This window comes from Amycolatopsis solani (assembly GCF_033441515.1).
Lineage (GTDB): Bacteria > Actinomycetota > Actinomycetes > Mycobacteriales > Pseudonocardiaceae > Amycolatopsis > Amycolatopsis solani.
This window is the reverse complement of sequence record NZ_JAWQJT010000001.1, coordinates 4,048,297-4,065,721: the sequence shown is the minus strand read 5'-3', so window position 1 is coordinate 4,065,721 and position 17,425 is coordinate 4,048,297. Positions and strand designations below refer to the sequence as shown.

Here is a 17,425-nt window from a genome sequence, read left to right as displayed (position 1 = left end):
CACGCTGGGTCGACGACCATGGCTGGCGCATGCGTGGTGGAGAGGGTCGGCACACATGACAACGGAATCCCAGAGCGAAGCGGCCGCGCTGGAACGGCTGCTCGTGGCGGTCCGGGATCTCGGCGACGGCAACTTCCGACGGCGGCTCGTGCCGCACGGCGACGGCATCTCGGCGCAGCTCGCGGTGGCCTTCAACGACATCGCCGAGCGCAACCAGCGGCTGGTCAGCGAGCTGCTGCGGACGCGCACCGCGGTCGGCCAGGAGGGCAGGCTGCTGGAGCGGGTCGAGGCCGAGGTCGGCCCGGGCGGCTGGAGCACGGCGGTCGACGCCGTCAACGGCCTGATCGACGACCTGACCCGGCCGGCGATCGAACTCGAGCGCGTGCTCGGCGGCGTCGCCGACGGCGACCTGTCCCAGCCGATGACCCTCACCCTCGACGGCCGCCCGCTGCAGGGCGCGTACGCCACGCTGGCCAAGACGGTCAACGGCCTCATCGCGCAGCTGTCCCGTTTCGCCGCCGAAGTGACGAGGCTCTCCCGCGAGATCGCGGGTGAGGGACGTCTCGGCGGCCAGGCGGTCGTCCCGGGCGTGTCCGGCACCTGGCGCGACCTGACCGACTCGGTCAACTTCATGGCCGACAACCTCACCGAGCAGGTCCGCAACATCGCGCAGGTCACCACCGCCGTCGCGCGCGGCGACCTGACCCAGAAGATCAACGTCGACGCCCGCGGCGAGATCCTCGAGCTCAAGAACACCATCAACACCATGGTCGACCAGCTCTCGTCGTTCGCCGACGAGGTCACCCGCGTCTCCCGCGAGGTCGGCTCCGACGGCAAGCTCGGCGGCCAGGCCCAGGTCGCGGGCGTGGCCGGGACGTGGCGCGACCTCACCGACTCGGTCAACCAGATGGCCGACAACCTCACCGACCAGGTCCGCGGGATCTCGCAGGTAGCGACCGCGGTGGCCAACGGCGACCTGACGAAGAAGATCGACGTCGACGCCCGCGGCGAGATCCTGCAGCTGAAGAACACGCTGAACACGATGGTGGACCAGCTCTCGGCCTTCGCCGGCGAAGTCACCCGGGTCGCCCGCGAGGTCGGCTCCGAGGGCAAGCTGGGCGGCCAGGCCGAGGTGGCGGGCGCGGCCGGGACGTGGCGCAGCCTCACCGACTCGGTCAACCAGATGGCCGACAACCTCACCGACCAGGTCCGCAACATCTCGCACGTGACCACGGCCGTGGCGAAGGGCGACCTGACCCAGAAGATCACCGTCGACGCGCGCGGCGAGATCCTCGAACTCAAGACGACGATGAACACGATGGTCGACCAGCTGTCCGCGTTCGCGGACGAGGTCACCCGCGTCGCCCGCGAAGTCGGCACCGAGGGCCAGCTGGGTGGGCAGGCGCAGGTCCCCGGCGTCGCCGGCACCTGGCGCGACCTCACCGGCTCGGTGAACTTCATGGCGAACAACCTGACCACCCAGGTCCGCAACATCGCCCAGGTCGCCACCGCCGTCGCGCGCGGTGACCTGACCCAGAAGATCGCGGTCGACGCCCGGGGCGAGATCCTCGAACTCAAGACGACGCTCAACACGATGGTCGACCAGCTGTCCGCGTTCGCGGACGAGGTCACCCGCGTCGCCCGCGAAGTCGGCACCGAAGGCAAGCTCGGCGGCCAGGCCGCCGTGCCCGGGGTCGCCGGGACCTGGAAGAACCTCACCGACAACGTCAACTTCATGGCGAACAACCTGACCGAGCAGGTCCGGAACATCGCCACGGTGACGTCGGCGGTCGCGAAGGGCGACCTGACGCAGAAGATCACCGTCGACGCCCGCGGCGAGATCCTCGAACTCAAGACGACGCTGAACACGATGGTCGACCAGCTGTCCGCGTTCGCGGACGAGGTCACCCGCGTCGCCCGCGAAGTCGGCACCGAAGGCATTCTCGGCGGCCAGGCCGCCGTCCGCGGCGTCGCCGGAACCTGGAAGGACCTGACCGACAACGTCAACGTCATGGCGACCAACCTGACCGACCAGGTGCGCAGCATCGCCACGGTCGCGACCGGCGTGGCCAACGGCGACCTGTCGAAGAAGATCTCGATCGTCGCCCAGGGCGAGGTCGCGGCGCTGGCCGAGACGCTGAACGGCATGGTCGAGACGCTGCGCGCGTTCGCCGACGAGGTCACCCGCGTCTCGCGCGAAGTCGGCACCGAAGGCATCCTCGGCGGTCAGGCGCGGGTCCCCGGCGTGGCCGGGACCTGGAAGGACCTGACCGAGAACGTCAACTTCATGGCGCACAACCTGACCAGCCAGGTGCGCAACATCTCGCAGGTGACCACCGCGGTCGCGAAGGGCGACCTGACGAAGAAGATCGACGTCGACGCGCGCGGCGAGATCCTCGAGCTCAAGACCACGATGAACACGATGGTCGACCAGCTCTCGGCGTTCGCCTCGGAGGTCACGCGCGTGGCGCGCGAGGTCGGCACCGAGGGCAAGCTGGGCGGCCAGGCCGAGGTCGACGGCGTGTCGGGCACTTGGCAGCGGCTCACCGAGAGCGTGAACCAGCTGGCCGGGAACCTGACCACGCAGGTCCGCGCGATCGCGCAGGTCGCGACGGCGGTGACGGCGGGCGACCTGACCCGGCACATCACGGTCGACGCGTCCGGCGAGGTCGCGGACCTCAAGGACAACATCAACCAGATGATCGCGAACCTCAAGGAGACGACGAGGACCAACACCGAGCAGGACTGGCTGAAGACGAACCTCGCGCAGCTGTCGGGGCGGATGCAGGGGCACCGCGACCTGGCGTCGGTCGCGGCGCTGATCCTATCCGAGCTGGCCCCGCTGGTCCGGGCCCAGCAGGGCGCGTTCTTCCTGGCCCGCGACGACGACCGCGACGGCACGGTGCTGGAGTGCATCGCCGCCTACGGGCTCGCGCAGTCCCGCGCCGGCCTGCGGTTCGGCATCGGCGAGTCGCTGATCGGCCAGGCCGCGGTCGACCAGCGCACGATCCTGGTCCACAACGCCCCGCCGGAGTACGCGCTGATCTCGTCCGGCCTCGGATCGGCGGCGCCGGTGAACCTGATCGTGCTGCCGGTGCTGTTCCAGGGCGAGGTCCTCGGTGTGCTGGAGCTGGCCTCGGTCAACGAGTTCAGCACGGTCCACCAGGACCTGCTGGAGCAGCTGCGGCACACCATCGGCGTCAACGTGAACACGATCCTGTCGAACTCGCGCACGGAGGCGCTGCTGACGGAGTCGCAGCGCCTGGCGCAGGAGCTGCGGGCCCGGTCCGAGCAGCTGCAGGCCCAGCAGGGCGAGCTGCGGCGGTCCAATACGGAGCTGGCCGAGAAGGCCGCGCTGCTGGCCCAGCAGAACCGCGACATCGAGGTCAAGAACAGCGAGATCGAGCAGGCCCGCCAGGAGCTGGAGGAGCGGGCCGGGCAGCTGACGGTGGCGTCGCAGTACAAGACCGAGTTCATGGCGAACATGTCCCACGAGCTGCGGACGCCGCTGAACAGCGCGTTGATCCTGGCGAAGCTGCTGTCGGAGAACCCCGAAGGGAACCTGACGGAGAAGCAGATCCAGTTCGCGAAGACGATCTACGCGGCGGGCTCGGACCTGCAGCAGCTGATCAACGACATACTGGACCTGGCCAAGGTCGAGGCGGGCCGGCTGGACATGCAGATGTCCGACATCACGCTGCCGGAGCTGGTGGACTACGTCGAGTCCCTGTGCCGTCCGCTGACCGCGGACAAGGGCCTGGAGTTCGCCGTGCACATCGACCCGCCGGTGCCGGGCAGCGTCCACACGGACGAGCACCGCCTCCAGCAGATCCTCCGGAACCTGCTGTCGAACGCGGCGAAGTTCACCGACGAGGGCGGCGTCCGCCTCCACATCCGCGCGGCCGACCCGGCGGAGGTCGAGCAGGAGGCGCTGCGGAACGCGCCGGGCATCATCGCGTTCGCGGTGGAGGACACCGGGATAGGGATCCCGGAGGAGAAGCTGGCGGTCATCTTCGAGGCGTTCCGCCAGGCGGACGGCACGACGAGCCGCAAGTACGGCGGAACGGGCCTCGGCCTGAACATCAGCCAGCAGCTGACGGAGCTGCTGGGGGGCGAGCTGCGTGTGGTCAGCGAGCCGAACGTCGGTTCGACGTTCACGCTCTACCTCCCGGTGGCGGCGGCCAACCTGGTCGACCCGGCGGTGACGGCGCTGTCCTCGCCGCGCCTGCCCCCGGTCCCGAGCACGGTCCTGGTGGCGGCCCCCGACGTCACGCCCAAGCGCTTCCACGGCGAGAAGGTCCTGATCGTCGACGACGACCTGCGCAACGTGTTCGCGCTGGCCGCGGTCCTGGAACAGGCCGGCCTGGAAGTCATCTACGCGGAGACGGGCGTGGACGGCATCCGGGCCCTGGAGCGCAACGAGGACACGGCGCTGGTCCTGATGGACGTCATGATGCCGGAACTGGACGGCAACGCGACGATCGCGGCCATCCGCGCCGAGGCGGCGAACGCGGACCTGCCGGTGATCGCGGTGACGGCGAAGGCCACACCCGAGGACCGGGCCCGGACCCTGGCCAGCGGGGCCGACGAGTACATCACGAAGCCCGTGGACACGGACAAGCTGCTGGACGTGATCGCCGCTTCGCTGGAGGCAGACGCCGCGTCAGCTCGCGACGCCGCCTCTTACGAGAGTGGAGCGGGTGACGGGAATCGAACCCGCGTAGCTAGTTTGGAAGACTAGGGCTCTACCATTGAGCTACACCCGCGTGCCCCCGGAGGTACCCGGGTGCGAGGCCAGCTTAGCGTGACACGCTAGGCTGATCGCACACCCCCCTGGGGGTGCCGGGATGTGGCGCAGCTTGGTAGCGCATTCGCTTTGGGAGCGAAGGGTCGCAGGTTCAAATCCTGTCATCCCGACCAGCCGGTCTGACCACGCCCGACGAGCAGTTCGCTCGCCGGGCGTGATCGCGACTCAACGATGCGTGACACCCAGTGTGTCCGCCAACCACCTCTCCAACGTCGACGCCAGCGCTTCCGGTTGGTCCTCCGGCGTGTGGTGGCCCGCCTTTTCCGGGCGGCGCACCACTTCCAGCGACGCGAACCGCGAAGCGAACCAGTCGATCATCGACGGCGTCAGCATCGTGCCGTAGCCCGGTTCGAACGTCACCAGCAGCTTGGGCACCGGCGAAGAAGCCAGCCAGCGGCCGAACGCCTCGATCCGGGACACCACCGCGGCCGGCTCGCCGCCCAGTGGCATCGACCGCGCCCACTGCAGCACCGGGCGGCGGTCCTGGAACGCGTACTCCGGTGGCACGAAGTCCTCGATCAGCGACCCGCCCGTGGTCTTGAGCGCCCGGAACAGCTCGGCGCCCGCCGGCGGGAACTCCTCCCACGACATCGGCTTCAGCACCGCTTCCGTGAACGCCAGCGCCCGGACCCGCGACGGGTGCCGGGACGCCCAGTCCGCCGCCAGCGCGCCGCCCCAGTCGTGGCCGATCAGCACGACGTCGTCCAGGGCGAGCTCGTCGAACCACTCGTCCAGGTAACGCGCGTGGTCGTCGAACGTGTACGCGATGTCCGGCCGGGGCGAGTCGCCCATGCCGATCAGGTCCGGGGCCAGCCGGCGGCCGGGCAGCGACGGCATCACGTCGCGCCACAAGCGGGACGACGTCGGGTTGCCGTGCAGGAACACCAACGGCACTCCGGTTCCCTGTTCCCGATAAGACAACACCGTCACTTGAACGCCCCCGCGGACCGCGCAGCCCACTCCGCGAACGAACGCGGCGGGCGGCCCAGGATCCGCTCGACGTCCGGGCTCACCTCCTGCTCCGCGGGCGTCGGCGCGCCCAAGATGTCCAGTGTGGACTCCGCGATCTCCGCCGGCATGAAACCCAGCATCGCCGCGAGCGCCTCGCCTCGCGTCTGGGGAACGAACCGCACCGGCTCCCCCAGCACCTCACCGATGGCCGCCGCCTGATCGCGAGGGGACACCGGAGCGGGACCGGTCAGCACATACGTCTTCCCGTTGTGCGAAGGCGAAACCAGCGCCTCCGCCGCGACGGCCGCGATGTCCTCCGGGTCGACCACCGGCAGCGCGACGTCGCCGAAGGGGGCGACGACCGTACGGGTGGAACGCACGCTTTCCGCCCACTGGAACGCATTCGACGCGAACCCGCCCGGGCGCAGCACCGTCCACTCCGGACTCGAAGCGCGCACGGTTTCCTCGAACACCGACGGGTGCCGTCCGGTTCCGACACCTTGAGAGGACAGCAGCACCACGCGTGCGGCTCCGGCCCGCGCCAGCACCGGCTCCAGCAACCCCCGGAAGCCCGGCGGCACCATCAGGAACACCGCCGACGCGTCCTCGAGCGGCAGTGTCGACGGCGAACCCAGATCTCCTTGGCGGACAACCACTCCCGGCGGCGCTTCCCCGATGCGGCGGGACACCGCCGTCACCTTCTCGCCCGCCGCCGCGAGTGTGCGCACCAGCGGTGCGCCGACATTTCCCGTTGCTCCCACGATCACGATCATGCGAGCGACGCTACCTTCGCCGGTATAGTAGGTACCTAGAGGAAAGTAATGGCTGGAGGCCCCCGAAGTGACCAGGACCACACCCGAGCTGGCCTGCCCGATCGCGCCGGTCGTGGACATCGTGTTCAGCCGGTGGACCACCCCGATCCTGTGGACGCTCAACGAGTTCGGCCGGCTGCGGTTCGTCGAGCTCGAGCGCCGCATCGCCACGATCACGCCGAAGGTGCTCACCCAGCGGCTGCGGCAACTCGAACGCGACGGCCTGGTCGTGCGCACCTACCACGCCGAGGTGCCGCCGCGGGTGGAGTACGAGATCAGCGAGCTGGGCCGCAGCCTGGGCCCGTTGTTCGCCAGCCTCGCCGAGTGGTCGCCCAATCTCGGCGAGGTGGAGAAGGCCCGCGCGGCCTACGACTCCCGCAGCTCAGCCAAGTAAGCCTCGGCCGCGGCCACGTCGTCCGCCGACGCCGTGGCTCGCTCGCGCGCGAGTGCGGCCGAAAGGATCTTCACCGCCTGGGCGACGTTGCCCCGCGAGTCGCCCTGGACGACGGCGTTCTCCAGTGCCTGACCGAGCTTCGTGGTCGCCGGCGGCACTTGCTCGCGCGAAACGAAGCGGATCCAGTTGCCGCCCGGGTCGACCACGCTGAACCCCGTCCGGCCCGCCATGTTCTTGCGCACACGCGGCCGCGTCGGGGGCCGGAAATATTACGGCGAAACGTCCAGGTAGTCCAGGTTCGCCGGGCCGTCCGCGGTCGTCGCGGTGAGCCGCACGGTGTGCGCGCCCGCGGCCAGCGACAACGGGCGGGTCACCGTGCTCCACGTCGTCCAGGCGCCGGTCGGCGGGAACGGGACGCCGGTGGCCACCACCGTGCCGTCGACCGCGATGTCCACCGGGCGCGCCGCCGCCGTGCCGTTCGCGTAGCCGAACGTCAGCGTGGACGCCGGGCCGTTGACCTGCCACTCGACGTAACTGCCGACGGCGTTGGCGCCGTTCGCGAAGCCGGTCCCCGAGAAGCCCGCGTGGTTCGCGTCCACCGTGCCGCCCGCCGAGAGGGTCGCGGACTCCGCTTCGTAGCGGGTGCCGCCCCGGGAAGACACGCGGTACAGCACCGTCGCATGGGACGGCACCGACGCGCTGATCGTGCCCGTGGTGCTCCGGACGGCTTTGCTCCACAAGTCTTTCAGCGTGTACGAAGCCGCGCTGCCGATGCCGGTCGCGGACGCGGTCGTGCTGATCGTCGCCGTCGCGGCCGTTTCGTTGGACAGCGCCACCGCGCGGTCGCCGTTGGCGAGCACCTTGCCGTAGACGACGAGTCCGCCGTTCGCACTCAGCACGGTCGCCTGCTTGCCCAGCGGGTCCTGGTCGAGCGCGATCACGTCGGTGTTCTCGAGGATCGCGAAGCTGTCGTCGGACGCCTTGCGCAGGTCGCTGCCGATGAGCAGCGGCGCCGCCATCATCGCCCACAGGCTGAAGTGCGTGCGGTACTCCACCGCGGTCATCCCGCCGTTGCCGACCTCCAGCATGTCCGGGTCGTTCCAGTGGCCGGGGCCGGCGTACTGCGCGAGCCCGCGATTGGTCTGGGCCTTGCCGATCATGCTCGACCACTTGTCGGAGATGTCGCCGGTGGTGCGCCACAGGTTCCCGACGGGCGCCGCCCACGTCCACGGCTTGTTCTGGCCCCACTCGCAGATCGAATACGCGATCGGGCGACCGGACTTCGCGAGCGCGTCCCGCATCGCCTTGTACCGCTGCTGCGCGTCGACGCCCTGGTTGTTGCAGTTGTCGTACTTCAGGTAGTCCACGCCCCAGGAAGCGAAGAGGTTCGCGTCCTGCTGTTCGTGGCCGAGCGCGCCGGGAAAACCCGCGGTGTTGCACGTCTTCGTCCCGGCGCTGGTGTAGATGCCGAACTTCAGCCCCTTGGCGTGCACGTAGTCGGCGAGCGCCTTGATGCCGTGGGGAAAGCGCGCGGGGTCGGGCACGAGGTCGCCCGCGGAGTTGCGCGCGGGCAGCGCCCAGCAGTCGTCGATGTTGACGTAGGTGTAGCCGGCGTCCTTGAGGCCCTTGCTGACGAAGATGTCCGCGATGCCCTTGATCATCGTCTCGGAGAATTCGGCGCGGCACTGCGTCGAGTTCCAGTTGTTGAAGCCCATCGGCGGCGTTCGCAGCAGCCCGTTTTCGAGGGCCTGCGCCGGGGCCGAACCCAGGACGAGACCGCTGGCCGTGATCGCGAGCGCGGCGGCCGCGCTCGCGATGCGCCGGAGTGAGGACATGCGTGCTCCCGGAGGTGAGTAGGGCGACCTCCGATTAGTAAAGGATCCTTCCAATCGAGCCGTCAAGGTGCGATGCATCAAACATCAGATATGACGCCGTATTTTCCCGGTCACCGGCACGACGCGGGCAGCTCCTCCACCAGCCAGGCGTGCAGCTGCCGGGCCGCGTCGGCCACGTCCTCCCCCGTCTTCAAGGTCAGGACCGGCACCCGCGGCTCGGTGGCCGCGGAGCCGAACAGCCGCAGGTAAGCGCCGACGGCCGTGAGCTCGGCGTCCGTGACGTTCTCCGGGAGCTCGTCGAACTCGACCTCCGCCGGGTCGGCGAGCACGACGCCGGTCGCCCCGGCCGCGTCCGCCACGGCGGCCGCGAGCAGGGCGCCCGAGCCGGACCCGAGCACGACGAACGGCTCGCCGTCCGCCTGCTCGCGGATCGCCTCGGCCGCCGACGCGACCAGCGCGTCCAGGCCGGCCGGCGCGGGGGTCTCGCCGTCGAACCCGGGCGCGGGCACCAGCCACGCCTCCCGGACGCAGTCGAAGCGCGCGGTGACTTCCTCGCACCACTGGGTCTCGCCGGTGAGCGTGCCGAACGCGAACAGCAGTGGCCGGGACGCGCCCGTCGCCACACGCCGCAGACGTGGGGTCCACGGGACCGCCGGCAGGAACTGCGAGGCCGTGGCGAGGAACGTCCGGAACTCCGCCGTGCGGCCGGTCTCCCGGGCTGTCCGGAGCAGGGTGCCCAGCGAGCCACCCGTGTCCGGCGCGGTCAGGGAGACGTTGGCCAGGAGGTGGTCGGTGAGTTCGGCGACCGTCGGGTAGTCCCAGACGAGCGCGGCGGGCAGCTCGAGCCCGGTCGCCGCACTGATCCGGTTGCGCAGTTCGACGACGCCCAGGGAGGTGAACCCCAGTTCGGCGAACGCGGATTCCGGCTCGACCGCGTCGACCGACGGGTGCCCGAGCGTCGCCGCGACCTCCGCCCGGACCCACGCCAGGAGCCACCCGGGACGGTCGGCGGCCGGAAGGTCCGCCAGGCGCCCGGTGATCGGCTCGGTCTCCGGCACCTCGCTCGCTTCGGGCACGACCGTTTCCGGCAGCACCATGTCGAGCCAGTATCGGCTGCGCTGGAACGCGTAGGTCGGCAGGTCGACGCGGGTCGCACCGGGGAAGAACGACGCCCAGCCGACGTCGACGCCCTCGACGTGAACAGTGCTCAACGCAGTGAGCAGTGCTCTTTCTTCAGAGCGATCTCGTCGTAGAGCACTGATCGCGTTTCCGTCGATCATCGCGCTGAGGACGCCGTCCGGGCCCAGTTCCAGGAACAGGTCGACGCCGGCGGCCTTGAGCGTCGAGATGCCGTCGGCGAACCGGACCGCTTCCCGGACGTGCCGCACCCAGTAGTCGGCAGTGAAAGGCTCGGCGAGAGCACCGCTCACATTCGAGATCACCGGTATCGTCGCAGAGCGGTACGTCAGGGACTCGGCGACAGCGCGGAACTCCTCCAGCATCGGATCCATCAACGGCGAGTGGAACGCGTGACTCACCGTGAGCCGCTTGGTCTTGGGGAACTGCGCCGCGATCGCCAGCACCTCGGCCTCATCGCCGGAGATGACCACCGACTCCGGGCCGTTCACCGCGGCGATGGAGACACCCTGGGTGAGGGTGATGGCTGACTCGGGGGCGGCGATCGAGACCATCGCGCCGCCCTCCGGCAGCGCTTGCATGAGGGAGGCGCGGGCGCTCACCAGGCGGCAGGCGTCCTCCAGAGACAGGACTCCAGCGACGTGAGCTGCGGAGATCTCGCCGATCGAGTGCCCGGCGACGAAGTCTGGGCGGATGCCGAAGGACTCGACCAGGCGGTAGAGAGCGACCTCGACGGCGAACAACGCCGGCTGGGTGCACTCGGTGCGATCCAGGAGCTCGGGGGTGGCGAAGGCCTCGCGCAGGCTCGGGGGGAAGTGGGCGAGGACTGCGTCGAAGGCCTCGGCGTAGACCGGGAAGCGGGCGTAGAGCTCCTGGCCCATACCGACCCGCTGCGCGCCCTGGCCGGTGAAGAGCGCCGCGAGGCGGCCCGGGCGTTCACGGCCCGTGACGACGTTCGGCGCGGACCGGCCGTCGGCCAGGGCGGCCAGACCGGCCGACAGCTCATCGGGAGTGGTGCCGTGGATCACGGCCCGGTGCGCGAACCGGCTCCGCGAAGAAGCCAGGGAAAGGCCCACGTCGGCCGGGTGCTCGGCGACGTCCAGCAGCTGGGCGGCCTGCGCTCGCAACGCCGCCTCGGTGCGCCCGGACAACACCCACGGCAGCACGCCGGTTTCGCCGCGCTCGGGAACGACCGGCGGGGCGACCGGCGCCTGCTCGAGGATCGCGTGCGCGTTGGTGCCGCTGACGCCGAACGACGACACCCCGGCCCGACGCGGCCGGTCGGACGGCCACTCGCGGGACTCCGTCAGCAGCTCCACCGCACCGGCCGTCCAGTCCACATGGGACGACGGCGTGTCCACGTGCAACGTCGGCGGCAGGACGCCGTGCCGCATCGCCATGATCATCTTGATGACGCCGCCGACCCCGGCGGCCGCCTGGGTGTGGCCGATGTTGGACTTCAGCGAGCCCAGCCACAACGGCGTCGTACGGTCCTGGCCGTAGGTCGCCAGGATCGCCTGCGCCTCGATCGGGTCGCCGAGCGTGGTACCGGTGCCGTGGCCTTCCACGACGTCCACTTCGGATGGTTTCAGCCCGGCGCCGGCCAGTGCCGCGCGGATGACCCGCTGCTGCGACGGCCCGTTCGGGGCGGTGAGGCCGTTCGACGCGCCGTCGGAGTTCACCGCGGTGCCGCGGACGACCGCGAGCACCGGGTGGCCGAGGCGACGGGCGTCGGAAAGCCTTTCCACCGCGAGGATTCCGGCGCCTTCACCCCAGCCCGTGCCGTCGGCGGCGTCGGCGAAGGACTTGCACCGGCCGTCCGCGGCGAGGCCGCGCTGCCGGCTGAAGTCGATGAACACACCCGGTGTGGAAAGCACCGTGACACCGCCGGCCAGCGCGAGGTCGCACTCCCCCTGGCGCAGCGACTGGCACGCCAGGTGCAGTGCCACCAGCGACGACGAACACGCGGTGTCTACAGTGAGCGCCGGGCCTTCCAGGCCGAACGCGTACGCGATGCGGCCGGACACCACACTCGCCGAGCTGCCGGTGCCGAGGAAGCCGTCGACGCCCTCGGGGACGGCGAGCGGGCGGGACGCGTAGTCCGAATACATCACACCGGTGAACACGCCGGTCCGGCTGCCGCGCAACGAATCCGGGTCGATGCCCGCGCGTTCCAGCGCCTCCCACGACGTCTCCAACAAGAGTCGCTGCTGCGGGTCCATGGCGAGCGCCTCGCGGGGCGAGATGCCGAAGAAGCCCGCGTCGAAGTCGGCGGCGTCGTAGAGGAAAGCGCCTTCCTTGGCGTAGCTGGTGCCGGCGTGGTCCGGGTCGGGGTCGTACAGCGCGTCGAGGTCCCAGCCGCGGTCGTCCGGCAGGCCGGCGACGGCGTCGCGGCCCGCGGCGACCAGGTCCCACAGGTCTTCGGGACCGCGGACGCCACCCGGGTAGCGGCAGCCGATGCCGACGACGACGATCGGGTCACCGTCCACCCGGCGCTCCCGCACCACGACCTGCGACGACGTCTCCCCGGAAACCCGTTCGACGACGTACTTCGTGAGCGCCTGCGGGTTCGGGTGGTCGAAGACCAGCGTGGCGGGCAACCGCAGACCGGTCTCGGCGGCGAGGCGGTTGCGCAGTTCCAGCGCGGTCAGCGAGTCGAACCCGAGTTCCTTGAAGGCCCGAGCCGGTTCCACCGCGGCCGCCGACGCGTACCCGAGCACGCCCGCGACCAGGCCGCGGACGAGTTCGAGGACCTGGCGATTCCGGTCCTCCGCGCCGAGCCCGGCCAGCCGGTCGGCGAACGACGACTTCGTGACCGCCGTCGCGGCCTGCCGTCGCTGCGGCGGCAACAGTCCGTGCAGCAGCGCGGGTGTCGCCGGCTGGCGGCGCAGGGCGGCGAGCTCCAGCCGGACCGGCGCGAGCACGGCCTGGTCCGCGGCGACCGCCCGGTCGAACAGCGCCAGCCCGAAAGCGCTGTCCAGCGGGGTCATGCCCGCGCCGGCCATGCGGTGCAGGTCGCCGTCGGCCAGGTGCCCGGTCATCGAGCTGGCCTCGGCCCACAACCCCCAGGCCAGCGCGACCGCGGGCAGGCCGTGGGCGCGGCGGTGCTGGGCGAGGGCGTCGAGGTAGGCGTTCGCGGCGGCGTAATTGGCCTGGCCCGCACCGCCCATGGTGGCGGCGAAGGAGGAGAACAGCACGAAGGCGGACAGCCCCGAGGTGAGCTCGTGCAGGTTCAGGGCCGCGTCGGCCTTGGGCCGCAGGACCGTGTCCAGGCGCTCCGGCGTGAGGGATTCGACGACGCCGTCGTCGAGGACCCCGGCCGCGTGCACGACCGCCGAAACGGGGTGCTCGGCCAGGACCGCCGCCAGCTGTTCGCGATCCGCGACGTCGCAGGCGACCGCCGTCGCGGTGGCCCCGAGTCCGGAAAGTTCGGTGAGGAGTTCGTTCGAGGGAGCGCGGCGGGACAGCAGGAGCAGCCGCTGGACGCCGTGGTGGGTGACCAGGTGCCGGGCGACCAGACCGCCGAGCAAGCCGGACGCGCCGGTGATCAGCACGGCGTCGTCGCCCCACTCGACCACGGCGTCCGAAGTGGACGCTCGTGCCAGCCGTGGGACGTGCCACTTCCCGTCGCGCAGAGCCAGCTGAGGTTCCCCCTGCGGCAGTTCCGCCGGGACCTCGTCGGCGTCGAGCAGCACGAACCGGCCGGGGTTCTCGGCCTGCGCCGACCGCACGAGGCCGGTCACCGCCGCCGCGGCGAGGTTCGGCACGTCTTCGCCGCCGACCGACACCGCGCCCGAGGTCACGACGACCAGGAGTTCCTCTGAGGCCAGCGATTCCTGGAGTCGCGAAAGGACAGCCGCGGTGGTCTCGCGCACCGATCCGTCCGGAACGCGGAAGACGGTGAACTCGCTCGTCAGCTCGGGGCCGGAGAGTTCGGGCCAGGCGACTTCGAAGAGCGCGTCCACAGTGGAGTCGGTCTTGCGGGGCGTCCGCAGCGTCAGCGACCGGACCTCGCCGACCGGGGCACCGGTTTCGTCGGCCAGGGTCAGCGCGACGGTGTCGCCGGACACCGGCGTCAACGTCACGCGCAGCACGGACGCACCGGACGCGGCCAACGAGACGCCGCTCCAGGCGAACGGCAGCCTCGGCCCGTCGCCCGCCGCGGTCAGGGCACCAAAGCCCGCCGCGTGCAGGGCCGCGTCGAGCAGCGCCGGGTGCAGGCCGAACCTCGCCGCGTCGCCGCGCACGGACTCGGGCAGCTCGACCTCGGCGAAGACGTCGCTCCCCCGGCTCCAGACCGCGCGCAGGCCCCGGAACGCCGGACCGTAGTCGACGCCCGTCGCCGCCATGGCCGGATAAAACCCGTCCAGTTCCACCCGCTCGGCCCCCGCCGGCGGCCACTCCGATCCCGCACTTTCACGTGAAAGTGCGGACTCGGAAAGGAAGCCGGTCGCGTGACGGGTCCACGGGGTGAACTCGTCCGGGCGGGAGTGGATGGTGAGGTCGCCGCCGTCGGTCACCGAGACCTGGAGGTGCACCCCGCCGGCCGCCGGCAGCACCAGCGGGGTTTCGAGCGTGAGTTCGTCGAGGGTGCGGCGGCCGACCTGGTCGCCGGCGCGGATCGCGAGTTCGACGAACGCCGTACCCGGCACCAGGATTTCGCCGCCGACGCGGTGGTCGGCCAGCCACGGCAGGCTGTGCAGCGACAGCTTCCCGGTGAGCACCGCGCCGCCGGCGTCAGCGAGCCCGACCACGGCGCCGAGCAGCGGGTGCTCCGCCGGAGTCAGCCCGAGACCGCTCGCGTCGCCGATCGAAACCAGCCGCGGCCAGTAACGCTCGTGCTGGAACGCGTAGGTGGGCAGTTCGGTGCGCCGGGCGCCGGGGAAAGCGTCGTCCCAGCGGACGTCGACGCCGTGCACCCAGGCCTCGGCCAGCGAGGTGTGGAACCTCGCGAGGCCGCCCTCCCCGCGACGCAGGGTCCCGAACGCGGCGTCGCCGATCGCCATCGTCAGCACCGGGTGCGGCGAGGCCTCGACGAACGCGCGGAAACCTTGGCCCCTCAACGCCGTCACGGCGGTGTCGAGCCGGACCGGGTTGCGGAGGTTGGTGTACCAGTACTCGGCGTCGAGTTCGGTGCCGCCGAGCCAGTCGCCGGTCACCGTCGAGAAGAAGCCGGTCGTGGCCCGCACCGGCCGGACCGGGGCCAGGACTTCGAGGAGCCGCTCGCGGATGCGTTCCACTTGCGGCGAATGCGACGCGTAGTCCACCGGGATCCGCTTCGCGCGGACGTCGTCGGCGGCGCAGGACGCCATCAGCTCGTCGAGCGCGCCCGGCTCGCCGGAGACGACGACCGCGGCGGGGCCGTTGATCGCGGCGATCGACAGCCGCTCGCCCCACGGCGTGATCCGGGCCGCCACCGCGTCGGCGGATTCGGCGAGCGACACCATGCCGCCCTGTCCCGCCAGTTCGAGGATCGCCTGGCTGCGCAACGCGACCACGCGTGCACCGTCCTCAAGGGACAGCGCGCCCGACACGACGGCGGCGGCGATCTCGCCCTGCGAGTGCCCGACGACCGCGGCCGGCTCGACGCCGTACGAGCGCCAGAGTTCCGCCAGCGACACCATCACGGCGAACAGCGCGGGCTGCACGACGTCGACCCGTTCCAGCATCGCGGAGTCACGAATGGCTTCGGTGAGCGGCCAGTCCACAAAGGAGGACAGCGCGGTCGCGCACTCGTCCATCCGGGCGGCGAAAACCGGTGACTCGGCCAGCAGGTCCCCGGCCATCCCGGCCCACTGCGAACCCTGGCCGGGGAACACCATCGCGACCTTCCCCGCGACGGCCGTCCCCTTGACGGCGGTGGGCGCGGGAAGATCCTCGGCCAGCGCGGCGAGCCCGGCGGTCAGGCCGTCGCGGTCCCCGACGACCACCGCGCGGTGGTCGAACGCGGACCGGGTCGTCGCCAGGGAGAGCCCGACGTCGCCGACCGGCCCGGTGGCACCGGCGAGCGCGGCGGCCTGAGCGCGGAGTGCCTCGGCCGAGCGGGCCGACAGCACCCACGGCACGACCTGCCCCGGCTCGTCGGCGCCGGCGGACGGCCGGTCCTCGGCCGGAGCTTCCTCCAGGATCGTGTGCACGTTGGTGCCGCTCATGCCGAACGCGGAGACCGCGGCGCGGCGCGGCCGGTCCGACGGCCAGTCGCGGCGCTCGGTGAGCACCTCCACCGCACCGGCGGACCAGTCCACCCGGGACGACAGCTCGTCGACGTGCAGGGTCCGCGGCAGGACGCCGTGGCGTAGCGCCATCACCATTTTGATGACCCCGGCCACCCCCGCGGCGGCCTGGGTGTGGCCGATGTTGGACTTCACCGAACCGAGCCACAGCGGCGCTTCCCGGTCCTGGCCGTAGGTCGCGAGGAGCGCCTGGGCTTCGATGGGGTCGCCGAGGGTCGTGCCGGTGCCGTGGGCCTCGACGGCGTCGACGTCCGAAGTGGACAGACCGGCGTCGGCCAGCGCGGCGCGGATGACCCGCTGCTGCGACGGGCCGTTCGGCGCGGTCAGGCCGTTCGACGCGCCGTCGGAGTTGACCGCCGAACCGCGCACGATCGCCAGCACCGGGTGCCCGTGGCGGCGGGCGTCGGAAAGCCGTTCCACCACGACCATGCCGCTGCCCTCGCCCCACGAGGTGCCGTCGGCGGCTTCGGCGAACGCCTTGCACCGGCCGTCCGCGGCGAGACCGCGCAGCCGGCTGAACGCGATGAACGACCCCGGGGTCGGCAGCACGGTCACGCCACCGGCCAGCGCCAGGTCGCACTCCCCCTGCCGCAGCGCCTGCACCGCGAGGTGCAGGGCGACCAGCGACGACGAGCACGCCGTGTCGACGGTGAGCGTCGGTCCCTCCAGCCCGAACGCGTACGCGACGCGTCCGGAAAGGACACTCGCCGCGTTGCTCGTGGCGAGGTGCCCTTCGAGCGCCTCGGCGGCGCTGAGCATGAGGGTGCCGTAGTCCTGGCCGTTGGAGCCCACGAAGACGCCCGTCCGGCTGCCCTTCAGCGACGGCGGCCGGATCCCCGCGTGCTCGAAGGCCTCCCACGACGTCTCCAGCAGCAGCCGCTGCTGCGGGTCCATGGCGAGGGCCTCACGCGGCGAGATGCCGAAGAAGCCCGCGTCGAAGTCGGCGACGCCGTCGAGGAAACCGCCCTCGCGGACGTACGACGTCCCGGGTGCCTCGGGGTCCGGGTCGTACAGCGAACCCAGTTCCCAGCCGCGGTCGTCGGGGAACCCGGAGATCGCGTCGTGCCCGCCGTCGACCAGATCCCACAACTGCGCCGGGGTCCGGACGCCGCCGGGGAACCGGCAGCCGAGGCCGACGATCGCGATCGGTTCGTGCGTCTGCGCTTCCTGGAGCCGCCGGCGGGTGTCCTGAAGATCGGCCGTGACCCGCTTGAGGAAGTAGCGGAGCTTTTCCTCGTTGTCCATCGTCGTTCACT

Annotated in this window: 7 protein-coding genes and 2 tRNA genes; 3 read left to right on the top strand and 6 right to left on the bottom strand. The window is 71.3% G+C overall.

Going from position 1 to position 17,425, the window contains the following annotated elements:
• Nucleotides 1-55: 55 nt before the first annotated feature.
• On the top strand, nt 56-4,741 hold the full coding sequence (locus SD460_RS18815) for a HAMP domain-containing protein (RefSeq protein WP_290058521.1): 4,686 nt from the start codon (nt 56-58) through the stop codon (nt 4,739-4,741).
• On the opposite strand, the gene SD460_RS18810 is transcribed toward SD460_RS18815, so the two are convergent.
• Nucleotides 4,693-4,766 (bottom strand) — tRNA-Gly (locus SD460_RS18810). The genes SD460_RS18815 and SD460_RS18810 overlap by 49 nt on opposite strands.
• Nucleotides 4,767-4,843: 77 nt before the next feature.
• Between SD460_RS18810 and SD460_RS18805 the strand changes: the two genes are divergently transcribed.
• A tRNA-Pro gene (locus SD460_RS18805) sits at nt 4,844-4,920 on the top strand.
• Between the two features lie 52 nt (nt 4,921-4,972).
• Here the strand turns inward: SD460_RS18805 and SD460_RS18800 are convergent.
• Together SD460_RS18800 and SD460_RS18795 are read right to left on the bottom strand one after the other, a co-directional pair.
• The gene (locus SD460_RS18800; protein WP_290058506.1) at nt 4,973-5,701 is read right to left on the bottom strand and encodes an alpha/beta fold hydrolase; all 729 of its coding nucleotides are present in this window, start codon (nt 5,699-5,701) and stop codon (nt 4,973-4,975) included.
• Between the two features lie 32 nt (nt 5,702-5,733).
• On the bottom strand, nt 5,734-6,531 hold the full coding sequence (locus SD460_RS18795; RefSeq protein ID WP_290058507.1) for an NAD(P)H-binding protein: 798 nt from the start codon (nt 6,529-6,531) through the stop codon (nt 5,734-5,736).
• 67 nt (nt 6,532-6,598) lie between these two features.
• Here SD460_RS18795 and SD460_RS18790 point away from each other — a divergent pair, with 67 nt between their 5' ends.
• Nucleotides 6,599-6,964 (top strand): winged helix-turn-helix transcriptional regulator, encoded by a 366-nt coding sequence (locus SD460_RS18790; protein WP_290058508.1) that lies wholly within the window; start codon nt 6,599-6,601, stop codon nt 6,962-6,964.
• Here SD460_RS18790 and SD460_RS18785 read toward each other — a convergent pair.
• The 3 genes from SD460_RS18785 to SD460_RS18775 all read right to left on the bottom strand — a co-directional run bounded on the left by SD460_RS18785 (nt 6,937) and on the right by SD460_RS18775 (nt 17,414).
• Nucleotides 6,937-7,206 (bottom strand): DUF8817 family protein, encoded by a 270-nt coding sequence (locus SD460_RS18785; RefSeq protein ID WP_290058511.1) that lies wholly within the window; start codon nt 7,204-7,206, stop codon nt 6,937-6,939. The genes SD460_RS18790 and SD460_RS18785 overlap by 28 nt on opposite strands.
• A gap of 27 nt (nt 7,207-7,233) precedes the next feature.
• The gene (locus tag SD460_RS18780) at nt 7,234-8,799 is read right to left on the bottom strand and encodes a carbohydrate-binding protein (RefSeq protein ID WP_290058513.1); all 1,566 of its coding nucleotides are present in this window, start codon (nt 8,797-8,799) and stop codon (nt 7,234-7,236) included.
• Nucleotides 8,800-8,909: 110 nt separating this feature from the next.
• The gene (locus tag SD460_RS18775) at nt 8,910-17,414 is read right to left on the bottom strand and encodes an SDR family NAD(P)-dependent oxidoreductase (protein WP_318306444.1); all 8,505 of its coding nucleotides are present in this window, start codon (nt 17,412-17,414) and stop codon (nt 8,910-8,912) included.
• Nucleotides 17,415-17,425: the final 11 nt, after the last annotated feature.

What these genes read in the sequence shown, in the direction of transcription:
- SD460_RS18815 (WP_290058521.1), top strand. Translation starts at nt 56, where the DNA reads ATGACAACGGAATCCCAGAGCGAAGCGGCCGCGCTGGAACGGCTGCTC.
- SD460_RS18795 (WP_290058507.1), bottom strand. Translation starts at nt 6,531, where the DNA reads ATGATCGTGATCGTGGGAGCAACGGGAAATGTCGGCGCACCGCTGGTG.
- SD460_RS18780 (WP_290058513.1), bottom strand. Translation starts at nt 8,799, where the DNA reads ATGTCCTCACTCCGGCGCATCGCGAGCGCGGCCGCCGCGCTCGCGATC.
- SD460_RS18775 (WP_318306444.1), bottom strand. Translation starts at nt 17,414, where the DNA reads ATGGACAACGAGGAAAAGCTCCGCTACTTCCTCAAGCGGGTCACGGCC.